This is a genomic window from Paracoccus sp. IB05, from assembly GCF_016405985.1.
In the GTDB taxonomy this organism is placed as follows: Bacteria; Pseudomonadota; Alphaproteobacteria; order Rhodobacterales; family Rhodobacteraceae; genus Pseudogemmobacter.
The window spans coordinates 97628-110646 of the sequence record NZ_JAEFCF010000001.1; the positions used below are offsets into that span (position 1 = coordinate 97628).

Below are 13019 nucleotides of genomic sequence, written 5' to 3' on the forward strand. Positions count from 1 at the left end.
CGGAAGGAGCACTGCCTGACAGGTGTTTTCCTGTCACGCAGCCCGCCACCGGGGCGACCGGAAGAGGGTCCTGGCAGTCATCGCCAGGATGAGGCGCGAGCGCCCCCTTTCGATGCCGCAACAGAGGGTCTGTGCCATGCCCCTGACGATTCTGATCCGGCCGGGGGCCTCTTCGATCCGTTTGCGCTGCCTGATCGACAGAGCATAACCTTGTGTCGCGTTGTATGGCCGTCGAACGTTGGATATCGCGGTTTCTGCGCAGCGCGCGGCGCGACGCGCGGCCTGGCGCCGGTCAGCGACAAACGCGACCGCATCGAAGCCCTTATCCGCCCCCGGGGTCAGCCGCCGGGGCGGATAAGGTAGCCCGTCGTCACCACCGCGGATCTGAATGAAAGTCTCCCCAGAGATGATGGTCTCGTGGCCAATGATTGACTGAAGGCCATTGAAGTCGGTGCGCCCGTCGACATCGGCCTCTCCGATGCAAGACTCCCACGCCTTTGCGAAGCGGCGCGCGGCTTTTGACTTAGCGCGCGCGGTTGGCACAATGCCAGTGCCGGTCAGCGCGGTCGCCAGTGCCATCTTCTTCAGCTTGGTGAGGCGTCGCAGGCGTCGCGACCGCTCGAACTGCCGCGTCGGTGCTGCCGCCTCGTGGCGCAAGTCGGGGAAACAGGCCTCGGTTTCCCCGGCCATGACGCGGTCGATCCGCGTGAGACGGTCTTGGTCGATTTCGGCCGACAGCTTGCGGGTCTGCCCGAACCCGGTCACGGGGCCGAGTTCGAGACTGGCATAGTCCGGGGGTCCGGGGGGTATTCGCTCAGCTTTTGATTTTCGCACCGCCGGGATCATACCAGGGACCGAACTGGACCCGTGCCGGATAGCGCTTCATCGCGACCTCGACCTCCCAGGTGCCTGTCTCAAGCCACTCCCTTTTGACACCATCGGGATGCGACACGTAGGCGAGGCCAAGCGAGGCGCCGACCCGGTGGCCATAGGCCCCGGACATCACCGATCCGACCAGTTCCCCGTCACGCGTCACCGGCTCGTAATGGAAAAGCATCGGCGCGTCGGCACCGCCTTCCAGCTGAACCTGCACAAGACGGCGGCGCACGGGGCCTTCGGATTTTTGCGCCAGCAGCGCGTCGCGGCCAATGAAGCCGCCCTCTTTCTCCAACGCCACAGCAAAGCCGAGACCGCCGTTATAAGGCGTGTCTTCCTCGCCGATGTCATGGCCCCAGTGCCGGTAGCCCTTTTCCATCCGGAGCGAGTTCAGCGCGAAATAGCCGGCGGGTTTCAGCCCGAGATCCCTGCCCGCCTCCGCCAGCACCTCCCAGACATGGCCTGCGAATTCCGCATCGATCAGCAGCTCGAACCCAAGTTCACCAACAAAGGTCAGGCGGCTTGCGCGCACCCTTGCATAGCCAAGATCGATCTCGCGCGAGGTGCCGAAGGGGAAGCCTTCGTTCGAGAAATCATCGGGCGAGAGCCGCGTGAGCAGTTCGCGCGATTTGGGGCCCATCACTGCCAGCATCGGCGTGGCCGAGGTGATGTCGCTGATATGGACGCGTGCCCCTTCGGGCAGATTGCGGCGGAACCAGCTGATGTCGCGGCGCTGCGATACGGCCACCGTGATCACAAGGAACTCGGTTTCAGAGACACGGATCACCGTTACATCGGCCTCTATCCCGCCCCGCGGGTTCAGCCATTGGGTATAGACGATCCTGCCGGTCTCAACATCGCAGTTTCCGGCGCAGATCCGGTTCAGCGCTGACAGCGCATCCGGCCCTTCGACGCGGTATTTCACGAAGCAGCTGTAATCAAAGACCGAGACATTTTCGGCGGTGTTACGGCATTCGGCGGCGACATTCTTAAACCAGCTGGGCTGGTGGTAGGAATACTCGATCGTCGCGAGCTCCTCGGGCGTGCCGAAAAAGCCGGGGCGCTCCCATCCGGCGAGTTCGGTCATGAAGGCGCCTGCCTCCAGCATCCGGTCGTGGAAGGGCGAGCGCCGCACACCGCGCGCGGTTTCAAACTGTTTGCCCGGCCAGTGCATGTCGAAAAGCGTGCCGATGGTCTCGACCGAGCGGTCTTCGAGATATTTGCGGTTGCGCTGGAATTTCTGCGTCCGGCGCACATCGACATCGATCAGCTCGACCGGCGGATGGCCATCGGCGATCCAGGAGGCCATCGATTTGCCGACCCCACCCGAGGACAGAATGCCGATCGAGTTGAAGCCGGTGGCCGAGAACAGGCCGCTGATCTCGGCGGTCTCGCCGAGGTGATAGCGGTTGTCGGGGGTAAAGGCTTCCGGGCCATTGAAGAACAGCTGGATCCCGGTTTTTTGCAGAACCGGCACCCGGTCCATCGCCATTTCAAGATAGGGGGAGATATGTTCGATATCTTCGGGGATCGCGTCAAAGCAGAAGCTTTCCGCGATACCTTTCTGACCCCAGGGTTTGGCGCCCGGCTCGAAAAAGCCGACCAGCAGCTTGCCGGCGTCTTCTTTGTAATAGCTCCACTCATCGGCCATGAACATGACCGGCAGATCGCGCTTAAGCTCGGGGATCGCCTCGGTCACGACATAGAAGTGCTCGGCCGCATGCAATGGCAGGGTGACACCGATATCTGCGGCCAGATCGCGCGACCACATGCCGCCGGTGATCACCACCTTCGCGGCGGCGATCGGGCCGAATTCGGTCATCACGCCAGAGGCGCGGCCATTCTCATGCAGAATTTTGGTGACGGTGACCCCTTCAAGGATCTTCGCGCCGCCCATCCTTGCGCCTTTGGCATAGGCCATGGTCACATCGGCGGGGTTCACCTGACCGTCATCAGGGAACCAGAAGCCGCCGACCAGCCCTTCGGTCGAGATCGGGTCCCAGCGTTCCTTTACGGCTTCGGGCGTCAGCGCCTCGACCGGCAGGCCGAAGTTGCGTCCCATCGAAGCGCCGCGCGCCAGCTCTTCATAGCGCGCCTGGGTTTTTGCCAGACGCAGCGACCCGTTGCGCTTGAAGCCGGTGGCCTGACCGGTTTCCTCTTCCAGCCGGCCAAAGAGCTCGCCGGTATATTGCGCGAGCTCGGTCATCCGCTGCGACGCGCGCAGCTGCGTCACCAGCCCGGCGGCATGCCAGGTGGTGCCGCAGGTCAGCTGTTTGCGTTCCAGCAGCACAACGTCGGTGATGCCGAGCTTCGTCAGGTGATAGGCGATCGAACAGCCGGCAATACCGCCGCCAATGATGACGACCTCTGCCTTCGATGGGATATGCATGCCAGGTCTCAGCGGTTGGTGTGGATATAGTCGGCCATCAGCGAGAGCATCTCGAACATGACGACCATGGCGTTTTGCGCGGTGACCTTGTTCGGATTGTCCTTGGTCGGGATCAGGCAGACCACGTCGCCACCGACCACATTCAGACCGCGCAGACCCTGGAGCATACGGACGGCCTCGCCGATCCGGATGCCGGGATAGCCAGGCTCCAGGTTCGATGCCCCCGGCGCGTCGCAGGGGTCAAGGCTGTCGAGATCGAAAGTGATGTAAACCGGGGTATCGCCGATCCGCTCACGCAGGATCTCGACCACGCCTTTCCAGCCGATCTCCTCGACCTCATCCATGCCGACGATCCGGTAGCCCAGCTCGTCCGAGGTGTTCAGCGAGCCGGCGGTTCCGACATTCGCACGGATGCCGATCTGGGTCGATCTGGAGGCATCGACATGGCCTTCCTCGACCAGATAAGCGCCCCAATGCGCCGCCGAGCGCTTGTTGCCCAGCCAGTGCGGCAGATGCATCAGCGTGTCGGTATGGCTGTCGAAATGCACCAAAGCCACTTTTTGGCCGCCGGTCAGCGAGGAATGCGCGCCGGCGCAGGCCTTGACCAGCGGTCCGGTGATCGAATGATCGCCCCCCATGGCGACAACGCGGGTGCCGGCTTTCTCGAACTGCGCCGCATAGGCCTCGATATGCTCAACCGAGACGTCATTGTTCATCGCTTCGGGCAGCGGGGTATCGCCGGCATCATTGATGGTGACGAGATCCCAGGGCGTGATCCCGAAGCGGCCATGGCTGCGGCGATAAAGGGCCGAGATATTCCGGACCGCGCGCGGGCCGAGATGCTGGTCGCGCTCGGTCGAGCCATTGCCGGAGCTGTGCGGCACGCCGATCAGGGCGATATCGGCAGCAGCGGGATCTTCGTTCCATTCGCAGCGGAAGAAGGTCGGGATACCATGCCAGTACCAGCGGCCCACATCCTTTTTGGCCTGTTCGATGTCGAAATCAGCCATGTCGTTCTCCTTGAGGGTATTGGGCATTGCCGGGGGCGCGTGGCCCCTGCCAGTCAGCCTGGCGGTCAATGCGAGATCTGTGAGAGGAAGGCGCGCGCCCGGTCAGATTTCGGCGCAGCAAAGAACTCTTCGGGCGGGGCCACTTCGATGATGCGACCGGCATCCATGAAGACAACGCGGTCCGCGACCTTGCGGGCAAACGCCATCTCATGGGTGACGCAGATCATGGTCATGCCCTCGGCCGCCAGCTCGCCCATTACATCCAGCACTTCGCCGACCATTTCCGGGTCAAGCGCCGATGTCGGCTCGTCAAACAGCATGACCTTGGGCTTCATGCACAGCGCGCGTGCGATGGCGACCCGCTGCTGCTGGCCGCCCGAGAGCTGGATCGGAAATTTCCAGGCCTGATCCAGGATATGGACCCGGGCGAGGTATTCCTCCGCCATCTTCCGCGCCTCGCGGTCGCTCACCCCGCTGGCGAGCTTTGGCGCGAGGATGCAGTTTTCCAGCACGGTGAGATGCGGGAAGAGATTGAAATTCTGGAACACCATGCCTGCGGTGCGCCGGACCTTCAGCACGTCTTTTGCCGCGCCCACCTCCAGCCCGTCGAGCCGGATTTCACCGCTGTCATGCGGCTCCAGATGGTTCACACAGCGGATCAGCGTGGATTTCCCCGAGCCCGACGGGCCACAGATCACCACTTTCTCTCCCTGGGCGATATCAAGGCTGACATCTTTCAGCGCGTGGAAGGCGCCGTAGTTCTTATTGACGTTTTTCAGGCTGATCATCTCTTACCACCCCCTGCTGCGGCGGGCTTCGGCCAGCACCGCGGCCTCGGTGCGGCTTGACCAGCGGAACCGGCGCTCGACCAGTTTTTGCAGGCCCATCAGGCTATAGACCATAACCAGATACCAGGTCAGTGCGACGGCGTAATATTCCGAGAACTGGAAGGTGCGCGCGACATTGATCTGGGTGACCGTCATCAGCTCCTGGAGCGAGATGATCGAGGCAAGCGAGGTCAGTTTCAACAGCGTGATGAATTCGTTCATCGTCGGCGGCAGCGCCACGCGCAGCGCCTGGGGCAGCATGATATAGCGGTAGATATGCGACCTCTTCAGGCCGATCGCCTGTCCTGCCGCCATCTGCCCGCCATCAACCGCCGAAAGCGCGGAACGGTTGATTTCGACCTGATAGGCGGATTCGTTCAGCGAAAGCGCGATCCAGGCTGCAAGGAAGGGCGTGAACCATTCCTCACGGAAGATCGGAAAGATCTGCGGCAGCGCGTTCCAGACGAACAAAAGCTGCAACAATGTCGGCACCGCCCGGAAAAAACCGACATAGGCGGTGATCAGTTTGCGCAGGGCCGAGGGTGGCCCGTTCAGAACCACCGCCAGCGGCAGCGCGATCAGGATCGCAGTCATATGCGCGGCGACGGTCAGCCCAAGCGTAAGCAATGCGCCGCGCAGGAAGGGCCATGAAAACAGGGCCTCCCAATAGGTTGAGGGATCGAAATTCATGGCCGTTCAGTCTTTGCCCTTATTCGCCGATGCCGTTCAGCTGGCCTGGCGAAAGGTTCCATTTCTCTACGATTTTCAGCAGTTCACCATTGGCGACCAGCGCCTTCACCGTCTCGCCGACCTTCGCGGTTTCGACATCATCCTTGCGCAAATAGACCGAGAAAGGTTCGAATACCTCGGCTGGCATGGTGAAAACCACTTCGAACTTGCCGGGATCCTGCATCTCGCGAAAGGCGATTTCGGTGTCCTGGGTCACGACATAGGCGGCACGCCCGACCAGCAATTGCTGGATCGCATCGCTTTGTTTCGGATACTGCTGGATCCTGGTCGGAGCATGGCCCGCAGCTTCCATCTCGGCATTCAGAGCTTCCATCCGGCCGGGATATGAGGTGCCGGATTGCACCGCGACGGTTTTGCCCGCCAGTTCGGCGATATCAGAGACGGCAGGTGCCCCTTTGCCCGCGATCAGCACGGTGGCCGTGTCAAGATAGGGCACGGCATTGAAGGTCTTCAGCCGGTCCTCACGCAGCACGGTGCCGGAAATCACCGCGTCGCAACGTCCGGCTTCGAGACTGGGCAGGAGGCCTGCAAAATCCATGCTGACAAAGCTGACGCCAACATCCCAATGCGCAGCCAGCGCCCGCGCCACATCAATATCGACGCCGCTCGGATCCTTGTCGGCAGCGTCCGCCATGAATTCCATTGGCGGGAAAGTCGGATCAACGCAGACCGAAAAACCGTCGGCGGCAAACTCTGGCACGGTCTGGGCGGCAAGCGGCGATGCAACTGCGACAATGGCTGCAGCCAACGCCCCCCGGGCCGGCATTTTCCGTTTTGCGGTGCGCGTAATCATGAAATTGCTCCCTGTTCTGATTTTCTCAGAGCGTGGAGTTGTTCCGCGATCCCGTCAACTGTAATTTCGCCATTTACGAACTTTTTTCTCCAATAACGTAATAAATTCGTTCACGCCGGAGGCGGCGTCATGATGAACACCGCTATCGTGGGAAAAGAAGAGGACGGGTTGCGAAAGCTGTGAAGACGTCTCGGGTCGAAAGTCAGGGAATCGCCCTGGTGAAGAATGGCCTCTTCGCCCTCAATATTCAGGGCAAGATCGCCACTGATGACCAAAACCAGCTCTTCCTCGGACCGCAGTGAATAGAGCTGATCGCCCGCAGTTCCCCCCGGCGCGATTTCCGACCAGATCGCCTGCATCTTTACCCCATGGCTGGGGGTGAGCAGGTGATCGGAAACGCCTATCCCGCCGAATTTGATCGGCTGCCGCGCCTCAGCCCGCACCAGAACATTCGGAGAGGGCGCGAAAAGGTCACCCACCGGCAGGCTCAGCGCGTCGCAAAGGCTGACAAGCGATGCCACCGAGGGGGAGGTTTTGTCGCGCTCGATATCGCTCAGGAAGCCCTTGGCGAGGCCGGTCTTTTGCGAAACATCGTTCAGGGTCAGATCAAGGGCCCTTCTGCGCGCCCGTAAGATCGCGCCGAACTGATGCACATCCCGCCGGGCAGCGCTTTCCATGATGTCAGTTGCTGCCTCTGCTCGTTCGGTGGGACCTCTGGCCATAGGGGAGATACTCCTTACAAATTTCGCTGACAACGAACAGGTTTCGGCGCAATTTCCCGCAACTGCAAGCCCTGCTGATCAGGAATCAGGATCGGGAACCATGATCTCCCCCGCCCGGGCAGGGGCCGCCGGTTGTCATCCCACGGCCCGGTCACCTGATTGCTGCGCAAACCATCTGCATTGATGATCGCATTGATGCGGTGGCGCCGCATGAGGATGAGTTTCGCCCCGGTGATGATATTGCTACGTTCCAGCTTCTCTTCTTTGCGCAAAGCGTCCAGTCGTTCCTGCCATGCGGAACGTGCCATCAGAAGCGGGCCGAGCAGCCCGAACGCCCGGTAAGGGCTTTGGCATAACAGTCCGGGCCCCGGCTCAGACAGCCCGGCCAGACCCGGGGGGCCACCTCTTTGACCTCGACAAAGACCACATCCCCCCCCGTCGGCAGGTTTTCAGGCCAGGGCCAGAGCGCCCCGACGTTGCGGCCGATCCGCTTCAGCCGCTTAACCAGATCATCGGCATCGGAATCCCGCGGGTGAAGCCCCAGGACTTTAAGGCTGCGCAGACTGCTGATCAGGCTGATCATCCTGCCTGTCGCTCTCTCCTGATGCTGGTCAACTTGTCGCCTGTCATTGATCCGCCCTGACGCGCCGGAACCGAGGTCTTGCGCAGCCTCAGCCGCTGGTCGTTCAGGTCGGGCGCTCCAGACAGGGGTCGGGCTTCACGGGCCGGACACCTTCGCGCCGGATGACGAAGGCACCCCTGTCATCGACGCAGCCAACCCGAGACACGCCTTCATCAAGAGATTCACCCCCCAACGGGGCCCGGTGCAGCGCAATGCGCAAAGCTCTGCGCCAGCCCGCTTTGCCCAGCCCGCCGAAACAGGCAAAGCTCAAACCCGGAATCTCGCGCGCGCTGGATAAAAGCCGGGACAAATGTCAGGGCGTCTGTGGATGCAGCTCAGAACATCGCGTCCTCCCTGTTTCCAGAATTGCCAGGCAAGGCGTCTGCTCGTCCAGGGGCTATTCAAATCCTGTCGCTGCGGCGCTGTCCGGTATTAAGTCACAGTGACAAGGCGAGCTATGCGCGGCCCCCGGCTTGTGCTGCGCTTCGAAGCTGGCGATTTGACCCTCCTCCCATGTCGGGACGCCCTGGGTCGGATCGCTGCAGCGGCCGGGATCGTTCGCGCGGACTGATTTCGACGGGGGAGGCATCATCATGCCAGGGGCCGGGTTACGCAGCAATGCCAATCCGGCCCGATACATATAGCTCCGTAAAGCAGGCCAGCAAGCAGGCCCAAACCAAAGATTGTTTGACAAACTATAGTATATATAGATACCCTTTGGTCATCCTGTGTCAGGATCTATTGCAGGGGCATCCGGTCAATGGCGATTTTTCCTCTGATGTGGCTCGCGGGCGCCGCAATCGCTGCTATCTGTTTTCTGACGGGCTTTGATCAGGTTCTGCTGATTCAGGGGATTGTGACCTTTCTCTATCTGCTGACACTCATTCGTTGGCGCCGCCGCACGCGCATGGGGCGTATTTCAGATAAGACACCCCACCCGCCGGAAGAGCCCGACCTGACGGATCCTGACGGGAGCGTCGCGTTTCACGAGACTTGCCGCCAGTTCGGCGGCGGTGCGCCGGATGATCTTCAGCCGAGGCTGCTGCGCAAGGCCATACAGATGGAGCAGCGCAAGCTTCGCCTTCAGGTCTCAACACTCTGATATCCGGGCGATTCAACCCGGTTGTGCCGAATATCAGATCTCACCTGACCAGTTGAAATCCGCATCTCTGTCAAGTTTGAGCAGCGCCATCAGGCAATGCTGGACATTATCCACCCGGATCTCGTTGTTATAGGTCTCGGTGCGCAATCCTCCCATGACCGCCTCGGGCCGGCTGATGTAGAAACCATCGACCCTCCTGTCGCGGAACTGCAACTGCCGGATCGCGCGCAAGCCGCGTCGCAAGGCTGTCGCGTAACGCTCTGCGCGTGCGCTGTCGCCGAGCCGCTGCGCCAGGCGCCAGGCGTCGGCAAGCCCTTCCATATAGACCCCGGTCGAGGAGGCATGCGGCGGCCCGAAATCCGGGCGTTCGGGATTGTAGAACCGGCCCTGGAAATCCGGATGCAGCCGCCCGCCCCATTGCTGCATATGCAAGATCCAGTCATTTCGGCTGAACACGAACGCCGCCAGCTCCGATGCACCGAGATCTTCCCAGAGCATGACACAGGCCTGGCTGTGCCAGGGAACGAAGGCCGGGTTCGGATCCGCCAGATGCCAGTCGCGATAATAGCGAAAACTGGTCATACAGCGGCGGGCCAGATCCGGATCGCGGGTCTTACGGTGCAGCGTCGCCAGAAACAGCAGCGCCTCACCCGGGTAGAAATTCTGATTGTCGTTGCGATCCGGCGGCTTCAGGAAAGTGCGAAAGGCGCCATCCTCCTGCCAGAGATGAAAGATGCCGGTGCAAAGCGCCGTAAAAGCTGCCTCATAGCCGGCAGGCTGGATGAGACCGGCCTCGCGAAACTCAAGGATCGCCAGTGCCGCCAGCGCCATGGCCCCGAGCTTTGCCTTGCCTTCGAAAATGATCATGCCGAGACCATCTTCTTCCGCGTAAAACCGGTCGAGGTTATAGGCCAGACTGGCCTGCGCGCCGGTGGCATCCGCGGGTGATCCGCTGCGCATCGCAATCCGGCCGAGCGCCACGGTGGCCATGAACTGGCGTATTGTATTATCTGCTTTCGACTCGGCGCCCCGGCTCGGCCAGTATTTATAGGTCATCCGGCCATCGGGGTGCAGATTTTGCCGCATCCATCCGATCAGCCCGTCAATCGTCTGCTGCAACAGAGGCGCATCAATTGTTTCCGCCGGCTGAATCTGCCCGCCGCGCCAGAGCCTGATGCATCTGTCTTCGGGAATAAGCAGCAGGAACTGATCGGCGCTGAAGCGGCGGATCCGGGCGGCCCGCGCATAGGCTTCGGGCGTGACGCGTTTCAGTTTCGCAAGCCGTTCAATCTCGCGAAGAGGCGCGCGGTTTGTGGCAATCGCACGGGTTGGCGCGACCCGTGTCAGCTTGCCGCCTGACAGGATCTCCATGCCGACAAGCCCGCGCAGGCTGTTCGGAAAGGCCGTGGCCAGCGCCTCCGGTGTGACGGGATGCCAGTCATGCGTCACGCAGATCTCCAGCGCATCCGGCTGCGGCGTCCCGGGAAGATCGGCCTGCGCCAGAGCGATGGCGGTCGCCAGATCCTCGGCCTCATACCAACCGGCTGCGATCTGACGTCCCGCGCAACGCCAGGCCAGCCAGACCGGCGCGCCTGGAACAAGGCCAAAGGTGTCCCTGCCATTGAAACTGTCAAGGACCTGAAGGTCAGACACCGTCGCGCTGGCCTGCATCATTTCTGTCACGAGAACGGTCCCTGTATTCTGTGTCGTCGTATTCTGTGTCTTCTGCACCAGCAGTCTTCCGACAAAATCCTGCCAGCTACAAATAAAATGAGCTGCCGCATGGGGGTGCGGCAGCTCAGTATCAGAAGCGGGGGGTTGTTCCGCTCCTGAGGGTGCTCCCGGTTACGAGAGCAGGGCGCCTGCGTGGCTGTCATCTTCCAGGAGGGTGCTGCTACCCCCGAAGAGACCACCAAGAAGGCCACCATTCCCGCCCAGCAGGCCACCGACAAGGCCGCCAACCAGACCATTATCTCCCAGCAAGCCGCCAACCAGGCCATCGTCGCCCAGCAGACCACCAACGAGGCCGTTGTCACCAAGGACCGGCTCCAGAAGACCGCCCAGGAGATCACCTTCACCGCCGAGGAGACCGCCCAGCAGGCCGTTGTCACCAAGGACCGGATCCAGAAGGCCACCGAGGAGATCACCTTCGCCGCCGAGAAGACCGCCGACCAGGCCGTGGTCACCAAGGATGCCGTCCAGCAGACCACCGCTTGCGCCACCCAACAGCCCGCCGAGGAGGCCACCGCCGCCCAGAAGACCACCAAGCAGGCCGGTATCCCCGAGCAGGCCACCCAACAGACCGCCGTCACCGCCCAGCAGGCCGCCGAGAAGACCGTCATCGCCGAGAACTGCGTCAAGGAGACCGCCGCCGTCACCGCCGAGGAGACCACCCAGCAGACCACCCTCGCCACCGAGGAGACCGCCCAGCAGACCACCCTCGCCGCCGAGGAGACCGCCCAGAAGACCACCCTCACCACCGAGGAGACCGCCCAACAGACCGCCTTCACCGCCCAGGAGACCACCAAGCAGGCCGTTCTCTCCGATGAGGCCGCCGAGCAGGCCACCGTCGCCGCCAACGACACCGCCGAGCAGGCCACCCAGCAGACCGTCATCCCCCAACAGATCGCCCAGAAGGCCGTCGAGCAAACCGGTCAGCAATCCGCCGCCGCCGCCTTCACCGCCCCCAAGGACACCTGCGAGCAGACCGTCGACCAGGGTCGAAACCGCACCAAGCACATCGCCGCTGGTCAGCCCTGTCACTGCGCCGTCAAGGCCGCCGAGCAGGTTCTCAAGCAGGTCCTGCACCCCTTCCAGGGCCTCGCCAACCAGGGCGCCTTCCTGCAGCAGGGCCGCATCAACCGCGGTGAGGACTGCGCCGAGCGCTCCGGCAACGTCGAGGCTGTCCAATGCGCCCAGGGCTTCGGCAAGACCAGCTGCCAGAGCCGCAGCCGCCACCGCGGTGCCGCCTTCCAGATGCGGGATCAGGCCACCGGCATCGCCGCTTGCCGGATCGCCGCCCAGGATACCCTCGACCAGAGCGGCCAGAAGGTTGCCTGCACCGGCCAGAGGCGTGCCGTTTTCAAGCCCTTCAAGCAGAGCTGCCAGCCCGGCTTCAACGCTGGAGACCAGCTCACCCACCGCGTCTCCGGCCGTGTCGAGCAGGCCATTCTCACCACCCAGAACGGCTGCAACCGTATCGAGCAGAGCGTTCACGGCCTGGTTCACATCGGCATTGCCGAGGCCATTCAGAGCGTCGCTGATGCCGTTCAGCAGGGCTGGAGCGATTGTGCTGACACCTTCGAGAACTTCGCCAAGAACCGAGTTCCCATCGCCATCGCCATCGCCATCGCCATCGCCGTCGCCATCGCCATCGCCATCGCCATCGCCGTCGCCGTCGCCATCGCCGTCGCCATCGCCGTCGCCATCGCCGTCGCCATCGCCATCGCCGTCGCCATCGCCATCGCCGTCGCCATCGCCGGGCGCGGCATTGCTGCTGCCCGAAGAGGCGAGGATCCCGATGCCAGCCAGGCCGGCGGCACCAAGCGCGATCATTTCCTCATTGCTCATGGCCGTGCCGATGCCATCGACAGCTTCTTCGACGGTCTGCGAATTGCCATCAACACCGCTGAACGTGCCATCTTCATAGAGCAGACGGCTCACTTCGCCATTCGGTCCTTTGACGAAGAAGTCAGTGATAATGATGCTTTTGCCGTCCACCAGCCGAACAACCAGGGTGTCGCCCTCACGGACGAATTTCTGTACCTGGTCCTGCCGGGCGGTCACCCGGAAGTCAGTGGGCTTGTCAGCGTTGATGCGAATGGGTCCCATCGTTCTTCGTCCTAGATTGGTTTGTTACGTTTGTTGGATCAGGCGGCGCTTTCTGCGCCCGCTGTCTCATGGATGTGCCGCAGCCCACTTCCGACTA

General features: G+C 62.2%; 12 protein-coding genes. 2 read left to right on the forward strand and 10 right to left on the reverse strand.

Features of this window, described 5'->3' with window-relative positions; all coding sequences use genetic code 11:
- Positions 1 to 33 precede the first annotated feature (33 nt).
- From JC607_RS00430 to JC607_RS00470, 9 genes are all read right to left on the reverse strand, one after another.
- A complete protein-coding gene (locus JC607_RS00430; protein ID WP_198835197.1) occupies positions 34 to 846 on the reverse strand; it encodes a phage portal protein in 813 nt (270 codons plus the stop codon).
- Positions 815 to 3265, reverse strand: a complete 2451-nt coding sequence (locus tag JC607_RS00435; RefSeq protein WP_198834965.1) for an FAD-dependent oxidoreductase — start codon at positions 3263 to 3265, stop codon at positions 815 to 817. The genes JC607_RS00430 and JC607_RS00435 overlap by 32 nt, the downstream gene beginning before the upstream one ends.
- 8 nt (positions 3266 to 3273) lie before the next feature.
- Complete coding sequence (locus tag JC607_RS00440; RefSeq protein WP_198834966.1) at positions 3274 to 4275, reverse strand: arginase family protein; 1002 nt, start codon at positions 4273 to 4275, stop codon at positions 3274 to 3276.
- Between the two features lie 65 nt (positions 4276 to 4340).
- Positions 4341 to 5063, reverse strand: coding sequence for an amino acid ABC transporter ATP-binding protein (locus tag JC607_RS00445; RefSeq protein ID WP_198834967.1), 723 nt, complete (start codon positions 5061 to 5063; stop codon positions 4341 to 4343).
- A gap of 3 nt (positions 5064 to 5066) precedes the next feature.
- Complete coding sequence (locus JC607_RS00450; RefSeq protein ID WP_198834968.1) at positions 5067 to 5792, reverse strand: amino acid ABC transporter permease; 726 nt, start codon at positions 5790 to 5792, stop codon at positions 5067 to 5069.
- Between the two features lie 19 nt (positions 5793 to 5811).
- Complete coding sequence (locus tag JC607_RS00455) at positions 5812 to 6645, reverse strand: transporter substrate-binding domain-containing protein (protein ID WP_198834969.1); 834 nt, start codon at positions 6643 to 6645, stop codon at positions 5812 to 5814.
- Positions 6646 to 6755: 110 nt separating this feature from the next.
- Entirely contained in the window at positions 6756 to 7322 is a 567-nt protein-coding gene (locus JC607_RS00460; protein WP_198834970.1) for a cupin domain-containing protein, read from the reverse strand.
- Between the two features lie 59 nt (positions 7323 to 7381).
- Positions 7382 to 7675 carry a hypothetical protein gene (locus JC607_RS00465; protein ID WP_198834971.1) on the reverse strand — a complete coding sequence of 98 codons (294 nt, stop codon included), beginning with the start codon at positions 7673 to 7675 and terminating at the stop codon, positions 7382 to 7384.
- Positions 7675 to 7950, reverse strand: a complete 276-nt coding sequence (locus tag JC607_RS00470; protein ID WP_198834972.1) for a hypothetical protein — start codon at positions 7948 to 7950, stop codon at positions 7675 to 7677. Before JC607_RS00470 ends, JC607_RS00465 begins: the two co-directional genes overlap by 1 nt.
- A gap of 799 nt (positions 7951 to 8749) precedes the next feature.
- On the opposite strand from JC607_RS00470, the gene JC607_RS00475 reads away from it, so the two are divergent.
- The gene (locus tag JC607_RS00475; RefSeq protein WP_198834973.1) at positions 8750 to 9091 is read left to right on the forward strand and encodes a hypothetical protein; all 342 of its coding nucleotides are present in this window, start codon (positions 8750 to 8752) and stop codon (positions 9089 to 9091) included.
- 33 nt (positions 9092 to 9124) lie between these two features.
- On the opposite strand, the gene JC607_RS00480 is transcribed toward JC607_RS00475, so the two are convergent.
- Positions 9125 to 10774 carry a hypothetical protein gene (locus JC607_RS00480; protein ID WP_198834974.1) on the reverse strand — a complete coding sequence of 550 codons (1650 nt, stop codon included), beginning with the start codon at positions 10772 to 10774 and terminating at the stop codon, positions 9125 to 9127.
- A 183-nt stretch (positions 10775 to 10957) separates the two neighbouring features.
- On the opposite strand from JC607_RS00480, the gene JC607_RS00485 reads away from it, so the two are divergent.
- Positions 10958 to 12937, forward strand: coding sequence for a hypothetical protein (locus tag JC607_RS00485; protein ID WP_198834975.1), 1980 nt, complete (start codon positions 10958 to 10960; stop codon positions 12935 to 12937).
- The last annotated feature ends 82 nt before the right edge of the window (positions 12938 to 13019 follow it).